This is a genomic window from Pseudomonas sp. PSB11 (assembly GCF_014596605.1).
GTDB lineage: Bacteria > Pseudomonadota > Gammaproteobacteria > Pseudomonadales > Pseudomonadaceae > Aquipseudomonas > Aquipseudomonas umsongensis.
The window spans coordinates 231,525-251,665 of sequence record NZ_NOIO01000005.1 but is presented as its reverse complement, the minus strand read 5'-3'; the positions used below and the strand labels follow the sequence as shown (position 1 = coordinate 251,665).

The following is a 20,141-nucleotide window of genomic DNA, read 5'->3' as shown; positions in this document are numbered from 1 at the left end:
TGAAGATCGGTTTTTTATCATAATACGTCATACGAATTCAAGGCGCAGAATCCAAAGAGGACGACGGATCTAAAATGCAGTACCGTTCACCGATTTGAGCCCAGAGATGCCTATGCCCACTCCTGACAAATCCCCCTGTTCCGCCGAGGCGCTGGCCGTTCTGAAGGACTCCGCCAAGGGCACGCTGTCCGATCAGGTGACGGCGGCCCTGAAGGCTTATATCGCCAATGGTGAAGTGCTGCCGGGCGCTCGCCTGCCCACCGAGCCCGTGCTCTCGGAGCGATTCGGGGTGAGCAGGACGGTCATCCGCGAGGCGATCTCGCGCCTCAAATCAGCCGGGCTGGTGGAGGTCCGCCAAGGCAGCGGTACCGTCGTCAGCGAAGGCGCGCACATCAAGGCGTTCACCATCGACCTGGATGTCAGCGGCTCGATCGAGGCGGTATTGCGGGTTACCGAACTGCGCCGCGGTATAGAAGGGGAGGCAGCAGCATTGGCGGCACAGCGGCATTCACCAGCACAACTGGAGGCCATCCACCAAGCGCTCAAGGCCATCGATGCCGCCGAGCAGGCGGGGCGCGATGGCGTCGAGGAAGACCTGGCGTTCCATCACTCCATTTCCAGGGCAACGGGCAATCCGCTGTACCCGTCACTGCACGAGTTCATCGCTCAGTACATCAAGGAAGCGATCCGCATCACCCGCTCCAACGAGGAACGCCGCCACGACCTGGCCAGGACGGTGCATGTCGAACACTCTGCCGTGTACGAAGCCATCGCCGCACGAGACCCTGAAGGCGCGCGCCATGCCGCCCTCAACCACATCAACAATGCGGTCGAGCGGCTCAAGAGTGCCGATCCTGCGTTCTGGCAGAATCCGGGGGCGAGAACCTCTTAGCCTGATCTGTAACGGCCCGGCTTACCGGCGAAGGCTGCGTAGAATGTTGCGCTGACGTTTCGGCCCGCTTCGCCGGCAAGCCTGGTTCCTACGGTATTTGTTAACGCCGGGCGAGGCGTCGTGATCACCGCTGGCCTGTAGGAGCCCGGCTTGCCGGCGGTGGCGTCCTCGAATATTGCATTTACCTTTCTGGCCTCATCGCTGGCAAGCCAGCTCCTACAAAAGCTGCGTAGGGCGTTGACTCATGGGTGCCGGACTTCCTGCCAATGTCTTACAGCAGGCTCCACGACACCCCGATATACACCCCCATACCTTCACCCGGCGTCGACCGCGCCGCGTCCAACCCTTTGTCGTCGTAGCCCGGCGTGACAGTGGCGGCGTAGTGCTTGTCGGTCAGGTTGCGCATGTCCACCCAGGTCTGCCAGTCACCCTTGGGCGCGTTGTAGCCCAGGGTCGCGCCAAACAGTGCGTAGGGATCGGCGTAGTAGCTGTTGGCGTAATCGACCGCGACCTTGGACACCCATTGCGTGTTGAGCGCGGCGAAGAATCCCTGGGGCCAGTCGTAACGCAGTTCGCCCTGGTAGTAGTGCATCGGCAGGCCTGGCAGGCGGTTGTCGCCGAAGCGTTCGTCGTCCTCGTAGTGGAAGTCACTGAAGGTATAGCTCTGGCGCAGGCTCAGTTGACCGCCATCGTTACCCGACCACAGGTTACTCGACAGGCTGGCTTCCACGCCCTGGTGCACGGTGGGGCTGGCGTTGAGTTCGTAAGGCGTGGTGGCGTTGGCATCCGGCAACACCGAGAGCAATTCGTGGCGCACCTGGGCGTAGTACCAGGCCAGGCTCCATTGGCCCATCGCGCTGTCGCCGCGACCGCCCAGCTCCAGGGTGGTCGCCGTCTGGTTTTGCAGCTCGATAGGATCGCGCTGGGTACCCGTGGCGGGGCCGCTGCCGGCCGGGAAGCGAATGTTGGAGCTGTAGATCAGCGACCAGGGGTGCGGTGCCTCGACCGAACGGCTGAGATTGCCGAACAGTTGCAGGTCAGGTGTCAGTTGGTAGCGCAGCCCCAGGCGCGGGGCATAGTCCCAGTCGCCCTGACTGGTCTTGCCACCGCCTTGCGGGTAGGTCACCGCGCTTTCGCGGCGGGTGTAGATGGCCGCCAGGCCCGTGGTCAGCCACAGGTCGTCGGCAATCTCCAGGTCATTGCCCGCGTGCAGGACGCTGTCCGAGCCCTGGTAGGTGAAGTTGCGCATGGGCGTGCCCGGCGCATAACCGGCCGTGTTGCCGGTGGGGATGCGCACCTGTTCGCTGGCGCCGGCGTTGGGCAGGTGCTTGGTCACGCGCAGGCCCAGGGTGCTTTGGCTCTGCAGGCCCCAGAGGGTGTCGCGACGCTTGTAGTCAAGGGTGCCGCTGACATCCGTGTAGGCCACCTTCAGGCGGTTGGGACCTTCGCGCAAGTCCATGGGGTAGTCATGGTAGGCAAGGCCGGCCTGGATGCTCGAATCGTCATCGATGAACCAGGTGGTCTTGTTGCCGATAAAGGTGCTGCCCGGCTGTTCGCGGCGATCGTCGCGCGCCACGTAGGCAGGGTTGGCCGCGCGCGGGTCGTGCTCGATGGAGTGTTTGGTGACCCGGCCGGCGAGGTCGTTGTCGGTCTGGCGGTAGCGCAGGTAGAAGCGCGTTTCCAGGTTCGGGTTGAAGCGATAGCCGAAGTTGGCGATGACGCCCTGGCTCTCGCTGGCGGTGTGATCCTGATAGCCGTCCGCGCGAGCGTCGGTCAAGGCCAAGTAGTAGTCGAAATCGCCCAGCACCTGCCCGGAGCTGACCTGGCGTTGCTGATAACCGTGGCTGCCCGTGGCATAGCGCACCTGCAAGCGCGGTGCGTTGTAGCCGGTATGGCTGACGTAATCGATGGCCCCGCCCAAGGCCAGGGCACCGCGGTCGAAACCGTTGGCGCCGCGCAGCACCTCCACATGGTCAAGCCATAGCGGTTCCAGCAGCTCATAGGGTGTGCCGCCGGGACCGGTCAGCGGCAGGCCGTCGAGCATGGCGTACAGGCCCGAGGCATGGGCGCCCGGCGCACGGTTGATGCCCGACCCGCGGATCGAGATCTTCACGCCTTCATTGCCTGCCGACTGGGCATAGATGCCTGGCTGATAAGCCAGCACATCCTGATTGCTCGCTACCCGGCCCTGCAGGGGGCGGCGCATGTCGACCACGTTGGTGCCGCCGGGTACCTGTTCGAGCCGCGCCTTGGCGTCCTCGATCCCCTGGTCCTCGTCACTCGGGTTGTCGGCCCCGATCAGCACTTGCCCCAACTCCAGGCCCTGGGCCTGGGCGATCGCCGGACAGACAAGGGCCAGGCCCAGCAACGCGGCGGACAGGGATTGGGGCGAGGGCATTGAGAAAACTCCAGACAGGGGGATACGGGCAGTGAAGTCTGCGACGCATGAAAGAACGAAGGGAGCACATGATGATTTTGCTGTTGCGCCAGGATCAGGCTTATCGGCAGGGGCGAGCCTGGCGTGAAATGGCGACCGTCCATGTCGTCGCGCTGCGGGACGCGCCTACTGTCGAACAGGCGCAAGCTTCACTGTACGAGCGAGCATGCTCGCGATGGTCGTGAACGATAACGCGTTGAACCAGATGCCCCGCGGCGCCCTCTGGTTTTTCGCGAGCATGCTCGCTCCTACAGGTAGGCAGTCGCGGTTGTTTCAGCGTTTGTTCAACGCCGCTTCCGCCGCCGCGATTTCAGCCTGGCGCTTGAGGATCACGTCGCCCACCGGCGGTCCCTGGAAGCGTCGCGCTTCGAAACCGAACCAGACGATAGCCGTCAACACCAAAAAGCCGATGGTGATGTACAGCGCCCAGTCGTTCGGTGGCTGGATGCCGATGACGAAAATGATCACCATCGACAGGACCGAGAGCAGGGCGAACAGCGTGTACCAGAAGCGCCCCATGTTCCACGGCCCCATGGTCGGCCATTTCGAGGTGCCGTAGGCAAACAGGCCCAGCACGATGGGAATAATGAATGAGAAGAACAGGAAGATCACTGTGCAGGAGACCACGATGGTGTAGACCGGTGTTTCGCCGATCGATATCACCGACGATCCCCAGACGAACAGCACCGCCAGTGTGGCACCGGTCCAGATGGCTGCCACCGGGCTGCGGAAGGTCGGCGAAACCGAGGCCAAGGCTTTGGAGCAAGGCAGGCCGCCATCGCGGGAAAACGCGAAGATCATGCGTGAAACCGAGGTCACGGTCGCCAGGCCACAGAGCACCTGCGAGATGAAAATCGCCACGTACAAGCCGTCCTTGAGCAGCGGGTTGACTTGGGTATTCATGGCCCAGAAGAACACGCTCCAGCCCTGCTTGGCCGCTTCGTCCATGCTCGGCAACATCAGCACGAATGCGCTGAGCATCACCCAGCCGAACAGCAGCGACCAGACCACCGACATGACCATGCCCCGCGGCACCGACATGGCCGCATTGCGGGTTTCCTCCGAGGTGTGGGCAGAGGCGTCGTAGCCAGTGATGGTGTAGATCGGCAGGAGCAGGCCGAGCATGAAGACCCAGCCGTTGGAGACTTCCGGCCAGACACCGCCGCCCGCTGCGCCGGAGTAGTTGCCGAAGGTCACCAGTCGCGAGAATTCGTAGCTGGGGGCCGAGATCAGGCAGACGATGGTCAGCGCCAGTGCGGTGGCGAAGATCAGGTAGCCGGAGAAATCAGTGAGCCTGGCGGTCAGGCCGATCCCCAGGTGATTGCACAGGGCCTGGAGACCGGTGAGGATCGCCAGGAAAATCACCCGGGTCGTGGTGGTGTCTTCCATGCCCAGCGTGGGGCCAAAGGCGCCGAAAAAGAAGTAATAGGTGCCGACGTTGATCGCCCCCAGCACCGTGACCAGCCCCAGCAGGTTGAACCAGGCCGTGAGCCAGCCGGTAAAACGGTTGCCGAGGATCGAGCCCCAGTGATACAGGCCGCCTGCGGTGGGGTAGGCCGAGGAAATCTGCGCCATGGCCAGGGCGAACACGCCGGAAATCAGGCAACCGATCGGCCAGCCAATACCGATCGACGCACCGCCGGCGCCCGAGGTGCCCTGGGCCAGTGAGTTGATGCCACCGGAAAGGATGCAGATGATCGAAAAGGAAATCGCAAAGTTGGAGAAAACCCCCATTCGTCGCGAGAGCTGTTGGGCATAGCCCATGCTGTGCAGCACCTTGACGTCATCGTCGTGCGCGTCGGTGCCGGGCTGGCTTGCTGGGTTCATTGTCGTGTGCCCCTTCAGGTTTTGATACGCAGCCATCCGGCGCTCCGGATGGATTGGCTTTCAACCCCTTGTCGTACTGCTCCTGTTTCCTATTGGTGAAACCTGCCTGCTTTTGTGTAGGAGCGAGCATGCTCGCGATGGAGGTTAACGATTACTCGGGGCGTCAGGTTCCCCGCGTTATCGTTGAGGTCCATCGCGAGCGTGCTCGCTCCTACAGAAGGCGGCCGTGGAGGGCCGCCTGGAAAATTTCCGCTACACCGGCCCGGGTCAAGGGCAGCGGGTTGCCGCCGGCCGACGGGTCGACCACCGCCATGTCGGCGATCAGGTCGGCTTGCTGGTCGTCCACCCCCAGCTCGAACAGCGTATGTGGCACGGCGATGTCCTTGCGCAATTTGAGGACGAAGGCCAGGAAGCTGTCGAAGCCCGGGGAGGGCAGGTGCAGGTACGCCGCCAGGCGTGTGATGCGTTCCTCGATGGCCGGACGATTGAACTTCAGCACGTAGGGCATCAGGGTGGCGTTGGTCATGCCGTGGTGGGTGTCATACAGGGCGCCGATCGGATGCGCGAGGGCGTGCATCCCGCCCAGGCCTTTCTGGAATGCAGTGGCGCCCATCGCTGCCGCCGCCAGCATTTGCCCGCGTGCATCGAGGTCCGAAGGGGTGTGGACGGCGCGCACCAGGGCATTGCTCACCAGGCGCATGCCTTCGACCGCAATGCCATCGGCCATGGGATGGAAACCAGGGGCGCAGTACGACTCCAGGCAGTGCGCCAAGGCGTCCATGCCTGTGCCTGCGGTGACTTTGGCCGGCATGCCGACGGTCAGGGCGGGATCGCTGATGACCACGCGCGGCATCATTTTCGGGTGGAAGATGATGCGCTTGGTGTGGGTACGATCGTCGATAATCACCGCCGCGCGGCCCACTTCCGAGCCCGTACCCGCAGTGGTCGGCACCGCGATGACCGGGGCAATGCGGCTTTCATCGGCGCGGGTCCAGTAGTCGCCGATGTCTTCGAAATCCCAGACCGGGCGGGTCTGGCCACTCATGAAGGCGATGAGCTTGCCCATGTCCAGGCCGCTGCCTCCGCCAAAGGCCACCACGCCATCGTGGTTGCCCGCGCGCCAGGCGTCGAGCCCGCCTGCCAGGTTGGCTTCGACCGGGTTGGGCTTGAGGTCGCAGAACAGCGCGGCGCCCAGCCCTGCATCGCGCAAGGCGTCCAGCGCAGCCGTGGTGATCGACGCACGCCCCAGACCGCTGTCGGTGACCAGCAGCGGGCGCTGGATCCCCTGGCTGCGACAGACCTCGGCCAGTTCCGCGATGCGGCCGACACCGAAGCGGATGCTCGTGGGGTAGTTCCAGTTTCCAGTCAGGCTCATGGCTCAGATCTCGTGGCGCAGATGGAAGGATTTGGCGCGGGTCAGGTGTTCGTATCCCAAGCGGGAAAGGGTCACGCCGCGCCCACTGTTCTTGACCCCTGTCCAGGCCAGGGCCGGGTCCAGGTAGTCGCAGCGATTCATGAACAGGGTGCCGGTTTCGATCTGCTCGCCCAGGCGTTCGGCGGCGGCCAGGTCCCGGGTCCAGATGGACGCGCTGAGCCCGAACTCACTGTCGTTCATCAAGGCGACGGCCTCGTCGTCGCCGGCAACTGGCATGATGCCGACCACTGGCCCGAAGCTTTCATCGCGCATCACCGACATCCGATGGTTCACATCCACCAGCACTTGTGGAGCCAGATAGGCGCTGCCGGGCACATCGGCGGCGAAGGCTTGCGCGTCGATCAGCGCCGTGGCGCCCTCACTCAATGCCTCGGCGATCTGCCCGCGCACGAAATCGGCCGCTTGTGGATTGACCATCGGTCCGAGGGTGGTGGCGGGGTCCAATGGATTGCCCAGCACGTACTGGCGGGTCAATTCGGCGAAACGCTGGATGAAGGCCGGATAGATTGCCTGATCGACATAGATGCGCTCCACGGCGCAACAACTTTGTCCCGAGTTGAAGAAGCTGCCGTCCACCAGGTTTTCCACCGCGTGTTCGAGGTCGGCATCGGCCCGAACGTAGGCAGGGTCCTTGCCGCCGAGCTCCAGGCCGGTGCCGATGAAGCCTGTGAGTGTCGCCTGTTGGACGATCTTGCCGGCCTCCACCGAGCCGGTGAAATTCACCTGCTGTATGTCGCCGGAGACAATGGCCAGCGCAGTCGAGGCGTGCTCAAGCACCAGGTTCTGGAACAACCCTTCAGGCAGATGCGCCCGACGAAAAGCTTCAGCGAAACGCTCACCCACCAGCAGGGTTTGCGAAGCGTGTTTGAGGATGACGCCGTTGCCAGCCATCAGCGCCGGAATGACCGAGTTGACTGCCGTCAAGTAAGGGTAATTCCACGGGGCAATCACCAGCACCGTACCCAGCGGTTCGCGCTTGATATAGCGCTTGAAACCCGCGACAGGCACGGGCTCCACCGCTGCCAGCGCATCAGGCGCAATGGCGATCATGTGCCGTGCGCGTTCTTCGAAACCGCGCAGTTCGCCGGAGCCGAAACGCACCGGTCGACCCATCTGCCAGGCCAGTTCCGGGACGATGTCATCCTTCATGGCCAGCATTGCGTCCACTGCTGCGCTGCAAATGCCCGCGCGTTCGTTCAGTGGCCGGCGTTTCCACTGCGCCTGGGCATCGGCCGCCGCCTCCAGTGCCCGATAGAGCTGGCCGGTATCGGCGCAGGGACGTTCAGCATAAACCCGGCCATCGACCGGGGAGATGAGTTGAATCGTCTTGGTCATGGCAATCTCAATAGCGCTCGAAACCGCGCTGCAGTTCCCAATCGGTAATCCGCCGGTCGTACTCCTTCTGTTCCCATTCGGCGGTGTGTACGTAGTGATCGATGACCTCGTCACCGAACGCCTCGCGCAACATGCTCGACTTCTGCAATGCGGCGCTCGCCTCACGCAAGGTCTTGGAAACCTCGGGCAAATGCTCGTCTACGTAGGCATCGCCCTCAAAGGGCGCGGCGAGCTCGAGCTTTTCATCGATGCCTGCCAGCCCCGCGGCGATCAAGGCGGCGAAGGCCAGGTAAGGGTTGAGATCGGCACCGCCAATGCGACATTCGATACGGATCGATTTGCTGCCCTCGGCGCACAAGCGAAAGCCCGCGGTGCGATTGTCCCGGCTCCACACCGCGCGGGTAGGGGCGAAGGTGCCGGCCTGGAAGCGCTTGTAGGAATTGATGTAGGGCGCAAGAAAGCAGGTGATGTCGTTGGCATACTTGAGCTGCCCGGCCACCCAGGCACGCATCAGCTTGGACATGCCGAACTCGGCCTTTGCATCGAAGAACAGCGGTTTCTTGGCGTTCTTGTCCCACAGCGAGTTGTGGATGTGGCTGCTGGAGCCGGCGGCGTCATAGCGCCACTTGGCCATGAAGGTGATCGCCTTGCCCTGCAATTGAGCGATCTCCTTGCACGCATGCTTGATGATGACGTGATGGTCGGCCATGGTCATCGCGTCGGCGTAACGGATGTTGATTTCTTCCTGGCCCGGGCCCCATTCACCCTTGGAGTTTTCCACGGGAATGCCGCTGGCCTGCAGATGCTTGCGAATCGCCCGCAGCACCGGCTCTTCGCGGGTGGTCTGCAGGATGTTGTAATCCTCTATGTAGTGCCCGGCGGTTTTCGGCTTGTGATAGTTGCGCTTGTGGATGGCCTCGTAGCTCTCGTCGAACAGGTAGAACTCCAGTTCGGAAGCAAACATGCCGGTGTAGCCGCGTTCACGCAGGCGCTCGACCTGTTTTTTCAGGATCGCCCGCGGGCTGTGGGGCAGGTCCTCTCGATGGTGATGGTCCAGCACGTCACACAGGACCAGCGCCGTGCACTCAAGCCAGGGCACCTTGCGCAAGGTGCGCATGTCGGGCTTGAGCACGAAATCGCCGTAGCCTTTGCTCCAACTGGCGGCGGCATAGCCGGGCACCGGCTCCATGTCGATGTCGTCGGCCAGCAGGTAATTGCAGCAGTGGGTTTCTTCATGGCCGCTGTCGATGAAAAACTCGACCTGGAAGCGCTTGCCAACCAGGCGCCCCTGCATGTCGACCATGCACACCAGTACGGTATCGATCTCGCCAGAGGCGGCAGCACGCTTGAGTTGGTCAAAACTGAGGAACGGCTCGGTCATCACGGCAATCCTGCGCAAATTGTTTGGGCCTGTCTGAGATAGCTGTTGCAGACGCTCTCCAGATAAAACCAACAACTGCCGCCGCGAGCATCGTAGGCAATAAGCTGACGTAAGCTTAGCCTACTGTCGCTTTTCGCAAGTTTTTGCTGCGCAGGGTGTGTGACCCTCTACGATCGACTTTCAAATTGTTGAAGAGGAGGTGCGGCATGCAGCGATTTACTGGCGGTTGCCTGTGCGGCAATGTGCGGATTGTGGCGTCGGGGCAGCCCTATCGGGTCGGCCTCTGTCACTGCCTCGACTGCCGCAAGCACCACGGTGCGCTCTTTCACGCCTCGGCGATCTTCCCTGAGGACGCGGTGATGATCGAGGGCGAAACGCGCGACTACGCCGGGCGCTATTTCTGTCCGCGCTGTGGCTCGTCGGTGTTTGCCCGCAGCGACGACGAAATCGAAGTGAACCTGGGCTCGCTCGATGCCCCTGACCAGTTGAAGCCAACCTATGAAAGCTGGACGGTGCGGCGCGAGTCCTGGTTGCCGGCGTTCCCGCTCGCACGGCACTACAAGCACGATCGAGAGGGCACCGGCCGATGTGACGGCTAAATGATATGGCTTGTAGGAGCGAGCATGCTCGCGATGAACGTCAACGATAACGCTGGCAACCTGACACCCAGCGGTGCTCTCAGGTTCATCGCGAGCATGCTCGCTCCTACAGAAGATCAGCGCGTCGCCCTGTCCGTTAGGCGATATCTCCTGGCTTGTTAGCGTTAGCCGGCTATCAGGGCGCGCGCTATTGTGGTCGCACGTTCCCGGCCGCCTGGATGATCCCGATGACCCGCCCCCGTTTCTTGCCCGATAACTTCACCCTGACCCTGATCGGCGTGGTCCTTCTCGCCAGCCTCCTGCCCGCCAGTGGCCAGGTGGCCGTGGGCTTCGGCTGGTTGACCAATTGCGCTATCGCGCTGCTGTTTTTCCTGCACGGCGCAAAGCTGTCCCGCGAGTCGATCATTGCCGGCGCCGGCCACTGGCGCTTGCACTTGCTGGTCTTTGGCCTGACGTTCGTCCTGTTCCCGCTGCTCGGCCTGGCGCTCAAGCCTGTGCTGTCGCCGATGATCGGCGCCGACCTGTACATGGGCATGCTCTACCTCTGCGCGTTGCCGGCCACGGTGCAGTCGGCGATTGCCTTTACCTCGTTGGCGCGAGGCAACATTCCGGCGGCGATTTGCAGTGCGGCAGCGTCCAGTCTGTTCGGGATCTTTCTTACGCCATTACTGGTGACCTTGCTGCTAGACGTGCACGGCGAGGGCGGCTCGACCCTCGACGCCATCGTGAAGATCAGCGTGCAGTTGTTGCTGCCGTTCATTGCCGGGCAGATCGCTCGCCGCTGGATCGGCGCCTGGGTCGCACGCAACAAGGGCTGGCTGAAATTTGTCGATCAGGGCTCGATCCTGCTGGTGGTGTACGGCGCTTTCAGCGAAGCGGTGATCGAAGGCATCTGGCACCAGATTCCATTGCGCGACCTGGCCGGGCTGGTGGTCGCCTGTTGTGTGGTTTTGGGGTTGGTGTTGCTGGCGTCCACCGTGCTGGGCAAGGCCTTGGGTTTCAACCAGCAAGACCGCATCACCATCCTCTTCTGTGGTTCGAAGAAAAGTCTGGCCACGGGTGTACCGATGGCCCAGGTGCTGTTCGCCGGCAGCACCATCGGCGTGTTGATCCTGCCGCTGATGCTGTTCCACCAGATTCAGTTGATGGTCTGTGCGGTGCTGGCCCAGCGGTTCGCCAATCGCCCTGAATCGGTGCCTGAATTGATGGCACAGGTCGACCCTTGATGGTAAGTCGCTGTTTTAAAATAAAATAATGATGCAGGGGGGTTCCCAGGCGGCAAGAAAGTTGATAAATTGCCGCCCATTCCTGCAGGGGGCCATCCACGGCTCTCCAGGTAGCAGCTACAGGGGCGTCGCCAAGCGGTAAGGCAGCAGGTTTTGATCCTGCCATGCGTTGGTTCGAATCCAGCCGCCCCTGCCATCTTCTGATCAGCCGCGCTCGTGCATTGCACGAGCGCGGCTGATTGCATTCTGAATATCCTCTGCCCGCATCCAAAAGCTTCCCACTGCACGGTGTCTCCTTCGCAGGCTCACGACAGCTCGTTCGCTCCCGTTTGCCCGTGATGGCGAGTGGATATCTGCAAGAAGCCGATTATGCTTCTAGAAACCTTGCAGCGATGCGAGGCCGTCAGCCTGTGTGCATGCTTTGCGCAATCCGTAATCCGATGACATCAGCCCTAGGGCCTGGGTGCGGCAACAAGACAGTGGGGTACTCCGGCCTATAACAAGAGCAAGACGGAGAAGACTCATGGCCGCAATCGACAACACAACCACGGGCAGCGCGCCCAACCACGGGATCACCAAGGAGGAGCGCAAGGTCATTTTCGCCTCGTCCCTGGGCACCGTGTTCGAATGGTACGACTTCTATCTCTACGGCTCTCTCGCCGCGATTATCGCCAAGCACTTCTTCGCTGGCGTCAACGAGACAACGTCCTTCATTTTTGCCTTGCTCGCGTTCGCCGCAGGCTTCGCCGTACGCCCCTTCGGCGCCATCGTGTTCGGCCGTCTGGGCGACATGATCGGGCGCAAGCACACCTTCCTGATCACTATTGTGATCATGGGTATCTCTACCGCCGTCGTGGGCTTTTTGCCCGGTTACGCGACCATTGGCGTGGCGGCGCCGATCATCCTGATCACCCTGCGCCTGTTGCAAGGCCTGGCCCTGGGTGGCGAATATGGCGGTGCAGCGACTTACGTGGCCGAACATGCACCCAAAGGCAGGCGCGGTTATTTCACCTCGTGGATCCAGACCACCGCCACCCTTGGCCTGTTCCTGTCGTTGCTGGTCATTCTCGCCTGCCGCACCGTCCTGGGCACCGAGGCGTTCGAAGCCTGGGGCTGGCGGATTCCCTTCCTGCTGTCGATCCTGCTGTTGATCATCTCGGTCTACATCCGCTTGCAGCTCAGCGAGTCGCCGGTGTTCCTGAAGATGAAGGCCGAAGGCAAGTCCTCCAAGGCGCCGCTGACTGAATCGTTCGCCCGCTGGGAGAACCTCAAGATAGTGATCATGGCGTTGCTCGGCGGTACCGCCGGCCAGGCCGTCGTCTGGTACACCGGGCAGTTCTACGCGTTGTTCTTCCTGCTGCAAACGCTCAAGATCGACGCGCAGACGGCCAACCTGCTGATTGCCGGTTCGCTGTTGATCGGCACGCCATTTTTCGTCATTTTCGGCAGCCTGTCTGACCGCATCGGTCGCAAGGGCATCATCATGGCCGGCTGTATCCTCGCAGCGGTGACCTACTTCCCGATCTTCCATGCGTTGACCCAGTACGGTAACCCCGACGTGTTCGTTGCGCAGGAGAAGAACCCGGTCACGGTGGTCGCCGATCCCGACCAGTGTTCGTTCCAGTTCGACCCGGTGGGCAAGGCCAAATTCACCAGCTCCTGCGACTTGGCCAAGACCTTGCTGGCAAAAAGGGCCATTCCCTACAAGAACGAGAAGGCCGAACCGGGCACCGTCGCGCAGGTGCGCATCGGCGACAAAGTGATCCCAAGCTTCGAAGGCACCGGCATGCCGGCTGCCGACTTCAAGACCCGCAACGACGCTTTCGTCGCGACCCTCGGCACCGCCCTCAAGGACGCCGGCTACCCCGAAAAGGCCGATCCGGCCAAGACCAACTACCCGATGGTGCTTTTGCTGCTGACCATCCTGGTGATCTACGTAACCATGGTCTACGGCCCGATCGCCGCCTGGCTGGTGGAACTCTTCCCGGCGCGCATTCGCTACACCTCGATGTCGCTGCCTTACCACATCGGCAACGGCTGGTTCGGCGGGTTCCTGCCGACCGTGGCCTTCGCCATGGTCGCGGCCACCGGCGATATCTACTACGGGCTGTGGTACCCCATCGTCATCGCAGTGATGACGGCGGTCCTGGGTACGTTCTTCCTGCCGGAAACCAAGGATCGGGAGATTCATCACACCTGAAACCTGCACTCGCCCTTTCCCGCACGGGAAAGGGCGATGCCGCTTCTTTTCAGATCCGCGAATACTTTTTCCTTCCTCACCGCACATGCCGCTCGTCTATTCGAACGCACACTTTCCCCTCGACACCTTCAAACCAGTACGGCCCGGAAAACCCGGAACTACGTGGTGAGGTGAAACATGTCCAGCGAAACGATCTTCCAGGATAAAGGGCAAGACCCGGACAAGACGCAGGGTGCTGTAGAACCCGCGTCGGACGATCCGGGCAAATACGATCCCCTGACCCAGCCCGACCTCGATGAAGACGAGGGCGCGCAGGATTGGAATGAGCGCGACAGGAAACTTCCCGAGGCAGATGAACAAACACCTTTGTCCGACGACAGGCGATAAACGCAGGCGCCCGGCGATAGCCCGATGCACTGCCCAGGAGAACAGCCAATGACACTATTCACGCCCTTGTCGGGTTCGCCTTCGGCGCTTTCGGATGCCGGCGTCGATGGCCCTTACCGTGAACTCTATGGTTTGCTGTACAGCAACGACCCGCAAGCAGCCACGCGGGGCGAACAGTTCCTGCGCGAGCAACTGGCCCTCGCCGCCGAACTCCCCTGTGATCTGCCTGAAGAGCCAGGCCAGTTGTCGTCATGGACGGAACAACATTGTGCCGATGTGGCGCGTGACTATGCCCTCTATCTCGAGGCGCGCAAGCAGGGTGAGGCGCGTCGGTATTTCTCGAGCAAAGCCCATGCCCTGTATTTCCTGCAACGTGTTGCCCCGACCAAGGAAGTCGACGGTGCATGGCTGGCCGGGGTGCTGGAGCATTGGCAGGACATGCGCTATGACGGGCTGCTGAGCACCTATCTGGAAGAATTGGGCAATGGCGATGCGCGGCAGAATCACGTAGTCATCTATCGCAAGCTGCTAGCCGCCCACGACTGTGGCGACAGGCAGGGGCTGCTCGACGAACATTTTCGCCAAGGCGCAATCCAGCTGGCACTGGGGCAGTGCAGCGCGATGTTCATGCCGGAGGTGATCGGCTACAACCTCGGCTACGAACAACTGCCGCTGCACTTGCTGATCAGTGCCTATGAACTGCGTGAGCTGGGGATCGATCCGTACTATTTCACCCTGCACGTCACCATCGACAACATCAGCAGCGGTCACGGGCGCAAGGCTATTGAAGCGCTGCTCGACCTGATGCCCATGGAGCAGGGGCGGGACGAGTTCTATCGGCGCGTTGCCGTCGGCTATCGACTCAATGACCTGGGGCCGGGCTCGACGGCGGTGATTGCAGGTTTCGATCTGCAGCAGGAAGTGATTGCCATGCTCGAGCGCAAACGCACCTATGGACAGCACATGCATTCCGATTACTGCCAGATCGAAGGCCAGACCGTCAATCAATGGCTGGCAACCCCTGGCCAGACCGAAGATTTTCTCGGGGCCCTGCAACGCAAGGGCTGGATAAAACGGCATGGCCCACCCGGGGAAAGCCGCTTCTGGCAATTGATCGAGGGCGACACGGCGGCCATGTTCGGCGTGTTCAGTGGCTACGAAAAACAGCTGCTGCACGACTGGATCGCCGGTGACTGGCAAGCGCCGCAACAGCAACGGGCGATACGCCGGGTGCCGTCCGATGATGCCTTCGCCGATGACGCCTGGGCGAACGATACCGAGCTCAAGGCCTTGCAAGAGGCGCTGCACGGCCAGTCACCGCGACAGCAATTGCAACTGCTGATTCCTTGGCTCTCTGCACAGCGCCATTGTCGTCCCGCCGGGCTCTACGCAACCCGCCGTTTCATTGAATGCGTGGCCCGTTTGCGCTGATTCCAGGAGTGTCATGCATGTCAGAACAACAGATTGCCGATCGTACTTTGCTGGAGCTCGGCAAGCGCCTGGCTGCCCAGGACTACCGTTTCATCACCCCGACGCCCTTGACCCATGAGCGCGTATGCCAACGCTTTGCACCGCCCTTGGCCACGGACCGGCGTGACGTGTTCGGCTGGTCGATGCCTTTCGAGCACACGCTGTTTCCAGCGCAGGAACTGGCTGACCTGGAGCAGGCGGCCATCGTCGAAAAAGAGGGCTCGCTGTGGCGTAGCACGGTACGTTGGTCAAGCCTTGGGTCCTTTTTGATTGCCCACTCGGCGTACCCGACGACGCAGAGCGATGCGGTGTTTTTCGGGCCCGACAGCTACCGCTTCGCGCAATTGATCGAAGCGCATCTGCAGCAGCGCTCCGAGCCCGTACGGCGCGCGGTGGACATTGGTTGCGGAAGCGGCATCGGAGCGCTGGTCGTCGCCCGCGCCCGCCCGGACGCCGACGTGCTGGCGGTGGATATCAATCCACGGGCGTTGCGCTTGTCGGCGGTGAATGCCGAGCTGGCCCAAACCAGCAATGTGAGCGCTTACCACAGCGACGTGCTGGGCAGTGTCGAAGGGCTGTTCGACCTGATCATCGCCAACCCGCCCTACATGAACGACAGCCAGCAACGGGCGTATCGTCATGGCGGTGGGGCGCTGGGGGAAGCCTTGTCGGTACGCATCGTGCGTGAATCGCTGCCGCGCCTGGACAAAGCCGGCAGCCTGCTGCTGTATACAGGAGTGGCGATGGTGGCCGGGATGGATCTTTTTCTCGAATCCATCCAGCCGCTACTGGGCGACGACAAGTTCAGCTGGACCTATCGAGAGCTGGACCCTGACGTGTTCGGCGAGGAACTGCTCAAGCCCGGCTATGAACGGGTGGAGCGCATTGCCGTGGTGGCGTTGACCGTGACCCGGCGCTGTTGATGCACCGTCGGTTCAATTGCCATCCGCTACCTTGCGTTCGATCTCGGCAACTTTGCGTCTGAGGTCCTCGGCTTCCTCCTCGGTGGTTTCGGGGGGAGGGGGCGCAAGGGCGTCATCCTCTTCGGTGGGCGGGGTGTCGGCAGGGGTGATGCGGTCATCGTTGTTCATGATGCTGGCCTCCAGTGTGTACTCATTGGATCGGGGCCTTCGCTACGAGTTCGAGATTTTCACTGGCCATGCCTGCCGCAAGTCAGCCTTTGCACCAATACTCGCTCACCGCACCGTGTGCACCCTGCACCGGATCCTGGTCGGGGAACGGCAGCGCGTCGATGTCTTGCAGCTGCGCAGCGCTCGGCGCTTCGCGGCAAATGTCGGCATGCTGGCCCGGCGGATAGGCGCCGACCACCAGGAAGTCGTCGCTGCAATCGAGGTTGCAATGCCCGGTGCCCGCCGGCAACAGCAGCACATCCCCGGCACTGACCTGCAGCACTTGGCCGCCAGGTCCGCCCAACATCAGGCGGGCATGGCCGCTGGCTATCCCAAGCACTTCATGGCCTTCGGTGTGATAGTGATGGAAGTCATAAATGCCGTAGCGCCATTGTGGTGGCCAGCCGTTGGCGCTAAAGGTCTGTTCGAACAGGGCCGCCGGATCGTCGCCCTGGACAGCGATGGCCTTGGGATAGACCAGCACCGGTAGGCGAGGGTTGTTCGGCACCCAGCCATTGCGTTGGAACATCACTTGTTGCGCGGGAGCATCCGCTTTCGACCTGTTCATCTGTGACCTCCGTCTTTGCCCGGCGCTTTAAAGGCTGGCTATTGCAGGGACCTATTGTTGAGTGACATTGCCTGGGTATGGGTGGTTCTAAAAAACCGCAGGTGCAGGTGCAGTGAACTCCTGAAGGCGGCCTGGCTCAGAACTTCAAACGCTGAATTTCAAGCGCTGAAGATCAGGAGCACTCAGTCGTGATCAGGGAGAAAGGGCCATGAGCAACGCATTAACCCTCGAACGCCTGCTGCAACGGTTCGCCTGTCGGCCTGCGACAAGCTCCGCGGACGCCGCACTGCAACCGCTGATGCAACAGCTCGTCAGCGATGGATTTACCGACCTGCCTCTGCCCGGGCAAGGCCGAACCCTGGATCGCTGGCGCACCCTGGCCGCCGTCTCGGCCAGCGATCTGGCACTGGCCAAACTGTTCGAAGGTCATACCGATGCGCTGGCAATCATGACCGAGCTCGAGCCCGACGCGCCACCGGCTGCGGGCACATGGGGCACTTGGGCGGCCGAGCCGGCCTTTGCCCGGCTTAATATTGTCGACCGTCAGGCCGGAACCGTTTACTTGCAGGGCCGCAAGGCCTGGTGTTCTGGTGCGGCGATACTCGATCGGGCGCTGGTGACAGCATGGGATGAGCAGATGCAACCGCAGTTGGTGGCGGTCACGTTGCAGCAGCCGGCGATCAGGCGACTCGACGATGGCTGGCAAGCGGTTGGCATGGGCCGTACGGCCAGCGTCGACGTGCTGTTCGAGGGTGCGCTGGGCCGTTGTGTCGGTTTGCCTGGGCAATATGTCGACAGGCCCGGCTTCTGGCACGGTGGCGCCGGGATTGCCGCGTGTTGGTACGGCGCCGCTTGTGCGCTTGCCGATTACCTTCGCCAACATTGTACGCAGCCGTACTGCGACGCCCATGCCCAGGCGCATCTGGGGGCCGTCGATGCGGCGTTGTGCTGCGCCCGGGCTGCGCTTCGGGAAACGGCCCTCTGGATCGATGAAAACCCCCGGCGCTCGGCGCAACTTCCTGTCTGCCGACTGCGTGCCCAGGTAGAAGCGGCCGTCGACAGCGTGCTTGCACATGTCGGGCGCGGGCTGGGTGCCACGCCATTGTGTCGTGACAGTCATTTCGCCAGGCTCGCCGCCGACCTGCCGGTCTTCCTGCGCCAGAGCCATGCCGAAAAGGACCTGGCGCAGCTTGGGCAGCAGGTCGCCGCGCAGCCGCTCGATGGGTGGGCGCTGTGATCGCCGGGCCGGCTACTCAAGAAAACCTGATTCAGGGTGCGGGGACAACGCTGGCCGAATGGCAGGCCAGTGACTGTTTGGCGCAAGTGCCAACCATCACTCATCGGCAACTGGTGCCTGTGGGGCAGCGCCTGGTCGTCGTCGCCCCGCACCCTGATGATGAAGTCCTCGGTTGCGCCGGCATCCTGGCGGGGATGCGGGGCAACGAGGCCGACGTCCTGATGATTGCGGTCACGGATGGCGAAGCCAGCCATCCGCAATCGCGGCACTGGACGCCGACACGCCTGCGACGGCAGCGCCCGATGGAAAGTACCCACGCGCTCGCCCGCATGGGGCTCGATGTCGATGCGCTGGACTGGCAACGCCTGGCGTTGCCCGACAGCGCTGTAGAAACGCAGGAGGCTTGGTTGGTCGAGCGGCTGGCGGCATTGATTCGCCCGGGCGATCGTGTGATCACCACCTGGCGCCGGGACGGACACTGCGATCATGAGGCGACCGGCCGCGCGACCGCCTGCGCGGTAGCCCGCCACCAGGCTTGCCTGATTGAAGTACCGGTCTGGGCATGGCATTGGGCGCGTCCCAACGATGCCCGAGTCCCTTGGGCGCGGGCGCACAAATACCTGCTGGCCCCACACGTGTTGGCGCGCAAGCGCCAGGCCATCGCGGCCCATGCGTCGCAGGTCAGCCGCGACGGTCAGACACCCGCGGTGTTGAGCGGTGAAACCCTCGAACGATTGCTGCAGCCTTTTGAACTGGTGTTTTTATGAGCGTATCCCCCGACTACTTCGAGCAACTGTTCGGAGCCAGCGATGACCCCTGGTCCTTTCGGACCCGCTGGTACGAAAAGCGCAAGCGCGAGCTGACGCTGGCCAGCCTGCCGCGCCAGCGCTATCAACGTGTGTTCGAGCCAGCCTGTGCCAACGGTGAACTCAGCGTACAGTTGGCCGGACGCTGCGACGCGTTGCTGTGCCAGGACCTGAACGCGAAGGCGGTCGAGCTGGCGCGCCAGCGCTTGAGTGGCCTGCACCATGTCCACGTCGAGCAGGCGGGTATTCCCCGGCAATGGCCGGACGGTGACTTTGATCTCATCGTGCTCAGCGAAGTGGGGTATTTCCTCGATGTGGACGACTGGCACCAGGTCATCGAAAACACCTTGCGCAGCCTCGGCCCGGCGGGCGGCGTACTGGCCTGTCACTGGTTGCATCCGATCGAAGGGTGTTCGCAGGACGGTCACGATGTTCATGCGGCGCTTGGCGAACGCCTGCATCTGCATCGTCTGGTGCGCCATGAGGAAGCGGATTTCCTGCTCGAATACTGGAGCCGAACAGCAACCTCGATCGACCTTGCCGAAACCTGCCAGTCGTTACCCGGCCAGTGACTTCAGGTAGTCGCCAAAGCCTTCCCGGCATCGGCAATGCTGGCGAGCGCTGGTGGTGACCGGGTTGCCGGCCGTCCACATGATGCGCGCGCCGCTGCGTTCCAGGTCGGCGACCAGTTGCACGTCTTCGTGGGCGGGCAAGGCCTGGAATCCGCCCGCCTTGCGATACGCCGCAGAAGAGACGCCGAGGTTGGCCCCATGGATATGCCGATGGCCCTCAACGGGACGGTAATTGGCGTGATAGCGCTCGCGCACTCCCTCCGAATGTTCAGACCAGTCGTTGACCTTGACCAGGCCGCAGACCGCATCGGCGTTGAACCTGATCTGCTCAACCAGCCAGGAATCGGGCACGACGCTGTCGGCGTCGGTGAAGGCCAGCCAGCGTGCATCCGCCGCCAGCAGGTGTTCGGCGCCTTGCGCACGGGTTTTTCCGACGTTGCGGTGAGTGCAGCTCAACGTCCATACGTCGTAGGCCTGGGCAATGTCCATGGAAGTGTCCGTGCAGTCATCCAGGACGATCAGGATCCTGACTTCTTCACGGTCCAGATCCTGGTGAAAGGCCGCCGCCAGCAGCGACTCGATGCATTCCTCAAGGCGCTGTTCCTCGTTATGCACCGGGACAATCACTCCTATCATCTG

The 20,141-nt window shown here is 62.4% G+C and carries 19 protein-coding genes and 1 tRNA gene; 12 read left to right on the top strand and 8 right to left on the bottom strand.

Annotation, left to right across the window (positions count from 1 at the left end):
* The first annotated feature begins 106 nt into the window (after positions 1-106).
* On the top strand, positions 107-892 hold the full coding sequence (locus tag CGA21_RS09335; protein ID WP_033043139.1) for a FadR/GntR family transcriptional regulator: 786 nt from the start codon (positions 107-109) through the stop codon (positions 890-892).
* A 271-nt stretch (positions 893-1,163) separates the two neighbouring features.
* Here CGA21_RS09335 and CGA21_RS09330 read toward each other — a convergent pair whose 3' ends face one another.
* The gene (locus CGA21_RS09330; protein WP_188264067.1) at positions 1,164-3,290 is read right to left on the bottom strand and encodes a TonB-dependent receptor family protein; all 2,127 of its coding nucleotides are present in this window, start codon (positions 3,288-3,290) and stop codon (positions 1,164-1,166) included.
* 68 nt (positions 3,291-3,358) lie between these two features.
* On the opposite strand from CGA21_RS09330, the gene CGA21_RS09325 reads away from it, so the two are divergent.
* Complete coding sequence (locus tag CGA21_RS09325) at positions 3,359-3,514, top strand: hypothetical protein (RefSeq protein ID WP_188264066.1); 156 nt, start codon at positions 3,359-3,361, stop codon at positions 3,512-3,514.
* 88 nt (positions 3,515-3,602) lie between these two features.
* On the opposite strand, the gene CGA21_RS09320 is transcribed toward CGA21_RS09325, so the two are convergent.
* From CGA21_RS09320 to CGA21_RS09305, 4 genes are all read right to left on the bottom strand, one after another.
* A complete protein-coding gene (locus CGA21_RS09320; protein ID WP_110751461.1) occupies positions 3,603-5,156 on the bottom strand; it encodes an amino acid permease in 1,554 nt (517 codons plus the stop codon).
* A 211-nt stretch (positions 5,157-5,367) separates the two neighbouring features.
* Positions 5,368-6,531: an iron-containing alcohol dehydrogenase gene (locus CGA21_RS09315; RefSeq protein WP_020796418.1), complete on the bottom strand. Its 1,164-nt coding sequence runs from the start codon at positions 6,529-6,531 to the stop codon at positions 5,368-5,370.
* Between the two features lie 3 nt (positions 6,532-6,534).
* On the bottom strand, positions 6,535-7,926 hold the full coding sequence (locus CGA21_RS09310; protein ID WP_188264065.1) for an aldehyde dehydrogenase family protein: 1,392 nt from the start codon (positions 7,924-7,926) through the stop codon (positions 6,535-6,537).
* 7 nt (positions 7,927-7,933) lie between these two features.
* Positions 7,934-9,307, bottom strand: coding sequence for a glutamine synthetase family protein (locus CGA21_RS09305; RefSeq protein ID WP_020796416.1), 1,374 nt, complete (start codon positions 9,305-9,307; stop codon positions 7,934-7,936).
* Positions 9,308-9,513: 206 nt separating this feature from the next.
* Here CGA21_RS09305 and CGA21_RS09300 point away from each other — a divergent pair, with 206 nt between their 5' ends.
* From CGA21_RS09300 to CGA21_RS09270, 7 genes are all read left to right on the top strand, one after another.
* Entirely contained in the window at positions 9,514-9,906 is a 393-nt protein-coding gene (locus CGA21_RS09300; protein ID WP_188264064.1) for a GFA family protein, read from the top strand.
* Positions 9,907-10,133: 227 nt separating this feature from the next.
* On the top strand, positions 10,134-11,132 hold the full coding sequence (locus tag CGA21_RS09295; RefSeq protein ID WP_188264063.1) for a bile acid:sodium symporter family protein: 999 nt from the start codon (positions 10,134-10,136) through the stop codon (positions 11,130-11,132).
* A gap of 121 nt (positions 11,133-11,253) precedes the next feature.
* A tRNA-Gln gene (locus CGA21_RS09290) sits at positions 11,254-11,328 on the top strand.
* A 327-nt stretch (positions 11,329-11,655) separates the two neighbouring features.
* Positions 11,656-13,332, top strand: coding sequence for an MFS transporter (locus CGA21_RS09285; protein ID WP_188264062.1), 1,677 nt, complete (start codon positions 11,656-11,658; stop codon positions 13,330-13,332).
* Positions 13,333-13,509: 177 nt separating this feature from the next.
* Positions 13,510-13,719, top strand: a complete 210-nt coding sequence (locus tag CGA21_RS09280) for a hypothetical protein (RefSeq protein WP_188264061.1) — start codon at positions 13,510-13,512, stop codon at positions 13,717-13,719.
* A gap of 48 nt (positions 13,720-13,767) precedes the next feature.
* Positions 13,768-15,150, top strand: coding sequence for an iron-containing redox enzyme family protein (locus CGA21_RS09275; protein ID WP_188264060.1), 1,383 nt, complete (start codon positions 13,768-13,770; stop codon positions 15,148-15,150).
* A gap of 17 nt (positions 15,151-15,167) precedes the next feature.
* Complete coding sequence (locus CGA21_RS09270; RefSeq protein WP_188264059.1) at positions 15,168-16,112, top strand: methyltransferase; 945 nt, start codon at positions 15,168-15,170, stop codon at positions 16,110-16,112.
* 12 nt (positions 16,113-16,124) lie between these two features.
* On the opposite strand, the gene CGA21_RS09265 is transcribed toward CGA21_RS09270, so the two are convergent.
* Entirely contained in the window at positions 16,125-16,280 is a 156-nt protein-coding gene (locus tag CGA21_RS09265) for a hypothetical protein (RefSeq protein ID WP_188264058.1), read from the bottom strand.
* Positions 16,281-16,362: 82 nt separating this feature from the next.
* Entirely contained in the window at positions 16,363-16,887 is a 525-nt protein-coding gene (locus tag CGA21_RS09260) for a cupin (protein WP_188264057.1), read from the bottom strand.
* 208 nt (positions 16,888-17,095) lie between these two features.
* Here CGA21_RS09260 and CGA21_RS09255 point away from each other — a divergent pair, with 208 nt between their 5' ends.
* From CGA21_RS09255 to CGA21_RS09245, 3 genes are read left to right on the top strand one after another with little or no spacing between them, the layout of a single operon-like run.
* The gene (locus CGA21_RS09255) at positions 17,096-18,124 is read left to right on the top strand and encodes an acyl-CoA dehydrogenase (protein ID WP_188264056.1); all 1,029 of its coding nucleotides are present in this window, start codon (positions 17,096-17,098) and stop codon (positions 18,122-18,124) included.
* Positions 18,121-18,891, top strand: a complete 771-nt coding sequence (locus tag CGA21_RS09250) for a PIG-L deacetylase family protein (RefSeq protein ID WP_188264088.1) — start codon at positions 18,121-18,123, stop codon at positions 18,889-18,891. Before CGA21_RS09255 ends, CGA21_RS09250 begins: the two co-directional genes overlap by 4 nt.
* A complete protein-coding gene (locus tag CGA21_RS09245) occupies positions 18,888-19,502 on the top strand; it encodes an SAM-dependent methyltransferase (RefSeq protein ID WP_188264055.1) in 615 nt (204 codons plus the stop codon). The genes CGA21_RS09250 and CGA21_RS09245 overlap by 4 nt, the downstream gene beginning before the upstream one ends.
* Here CGA21_RS09245 and CGA21_RS09240 read toward each other — a convergent pair.
* Positions 19,488-20,138, bottom strand: a complete 651-nt coding sequence (locus tag CGA21_RS09240) for a glycosyltransferase (RefSeq protein WP_188264054.1) — start codon at positions 20,136-20,138, stop codon at positions 19,488-19,490. The two genes, CGA21_RS09245 and CGA21_RS09240, sit on opposite strands and share 15 nt — an antisense overlap.
* Positions 20,139-20,141: the final 3 nt, after the last annotated feature.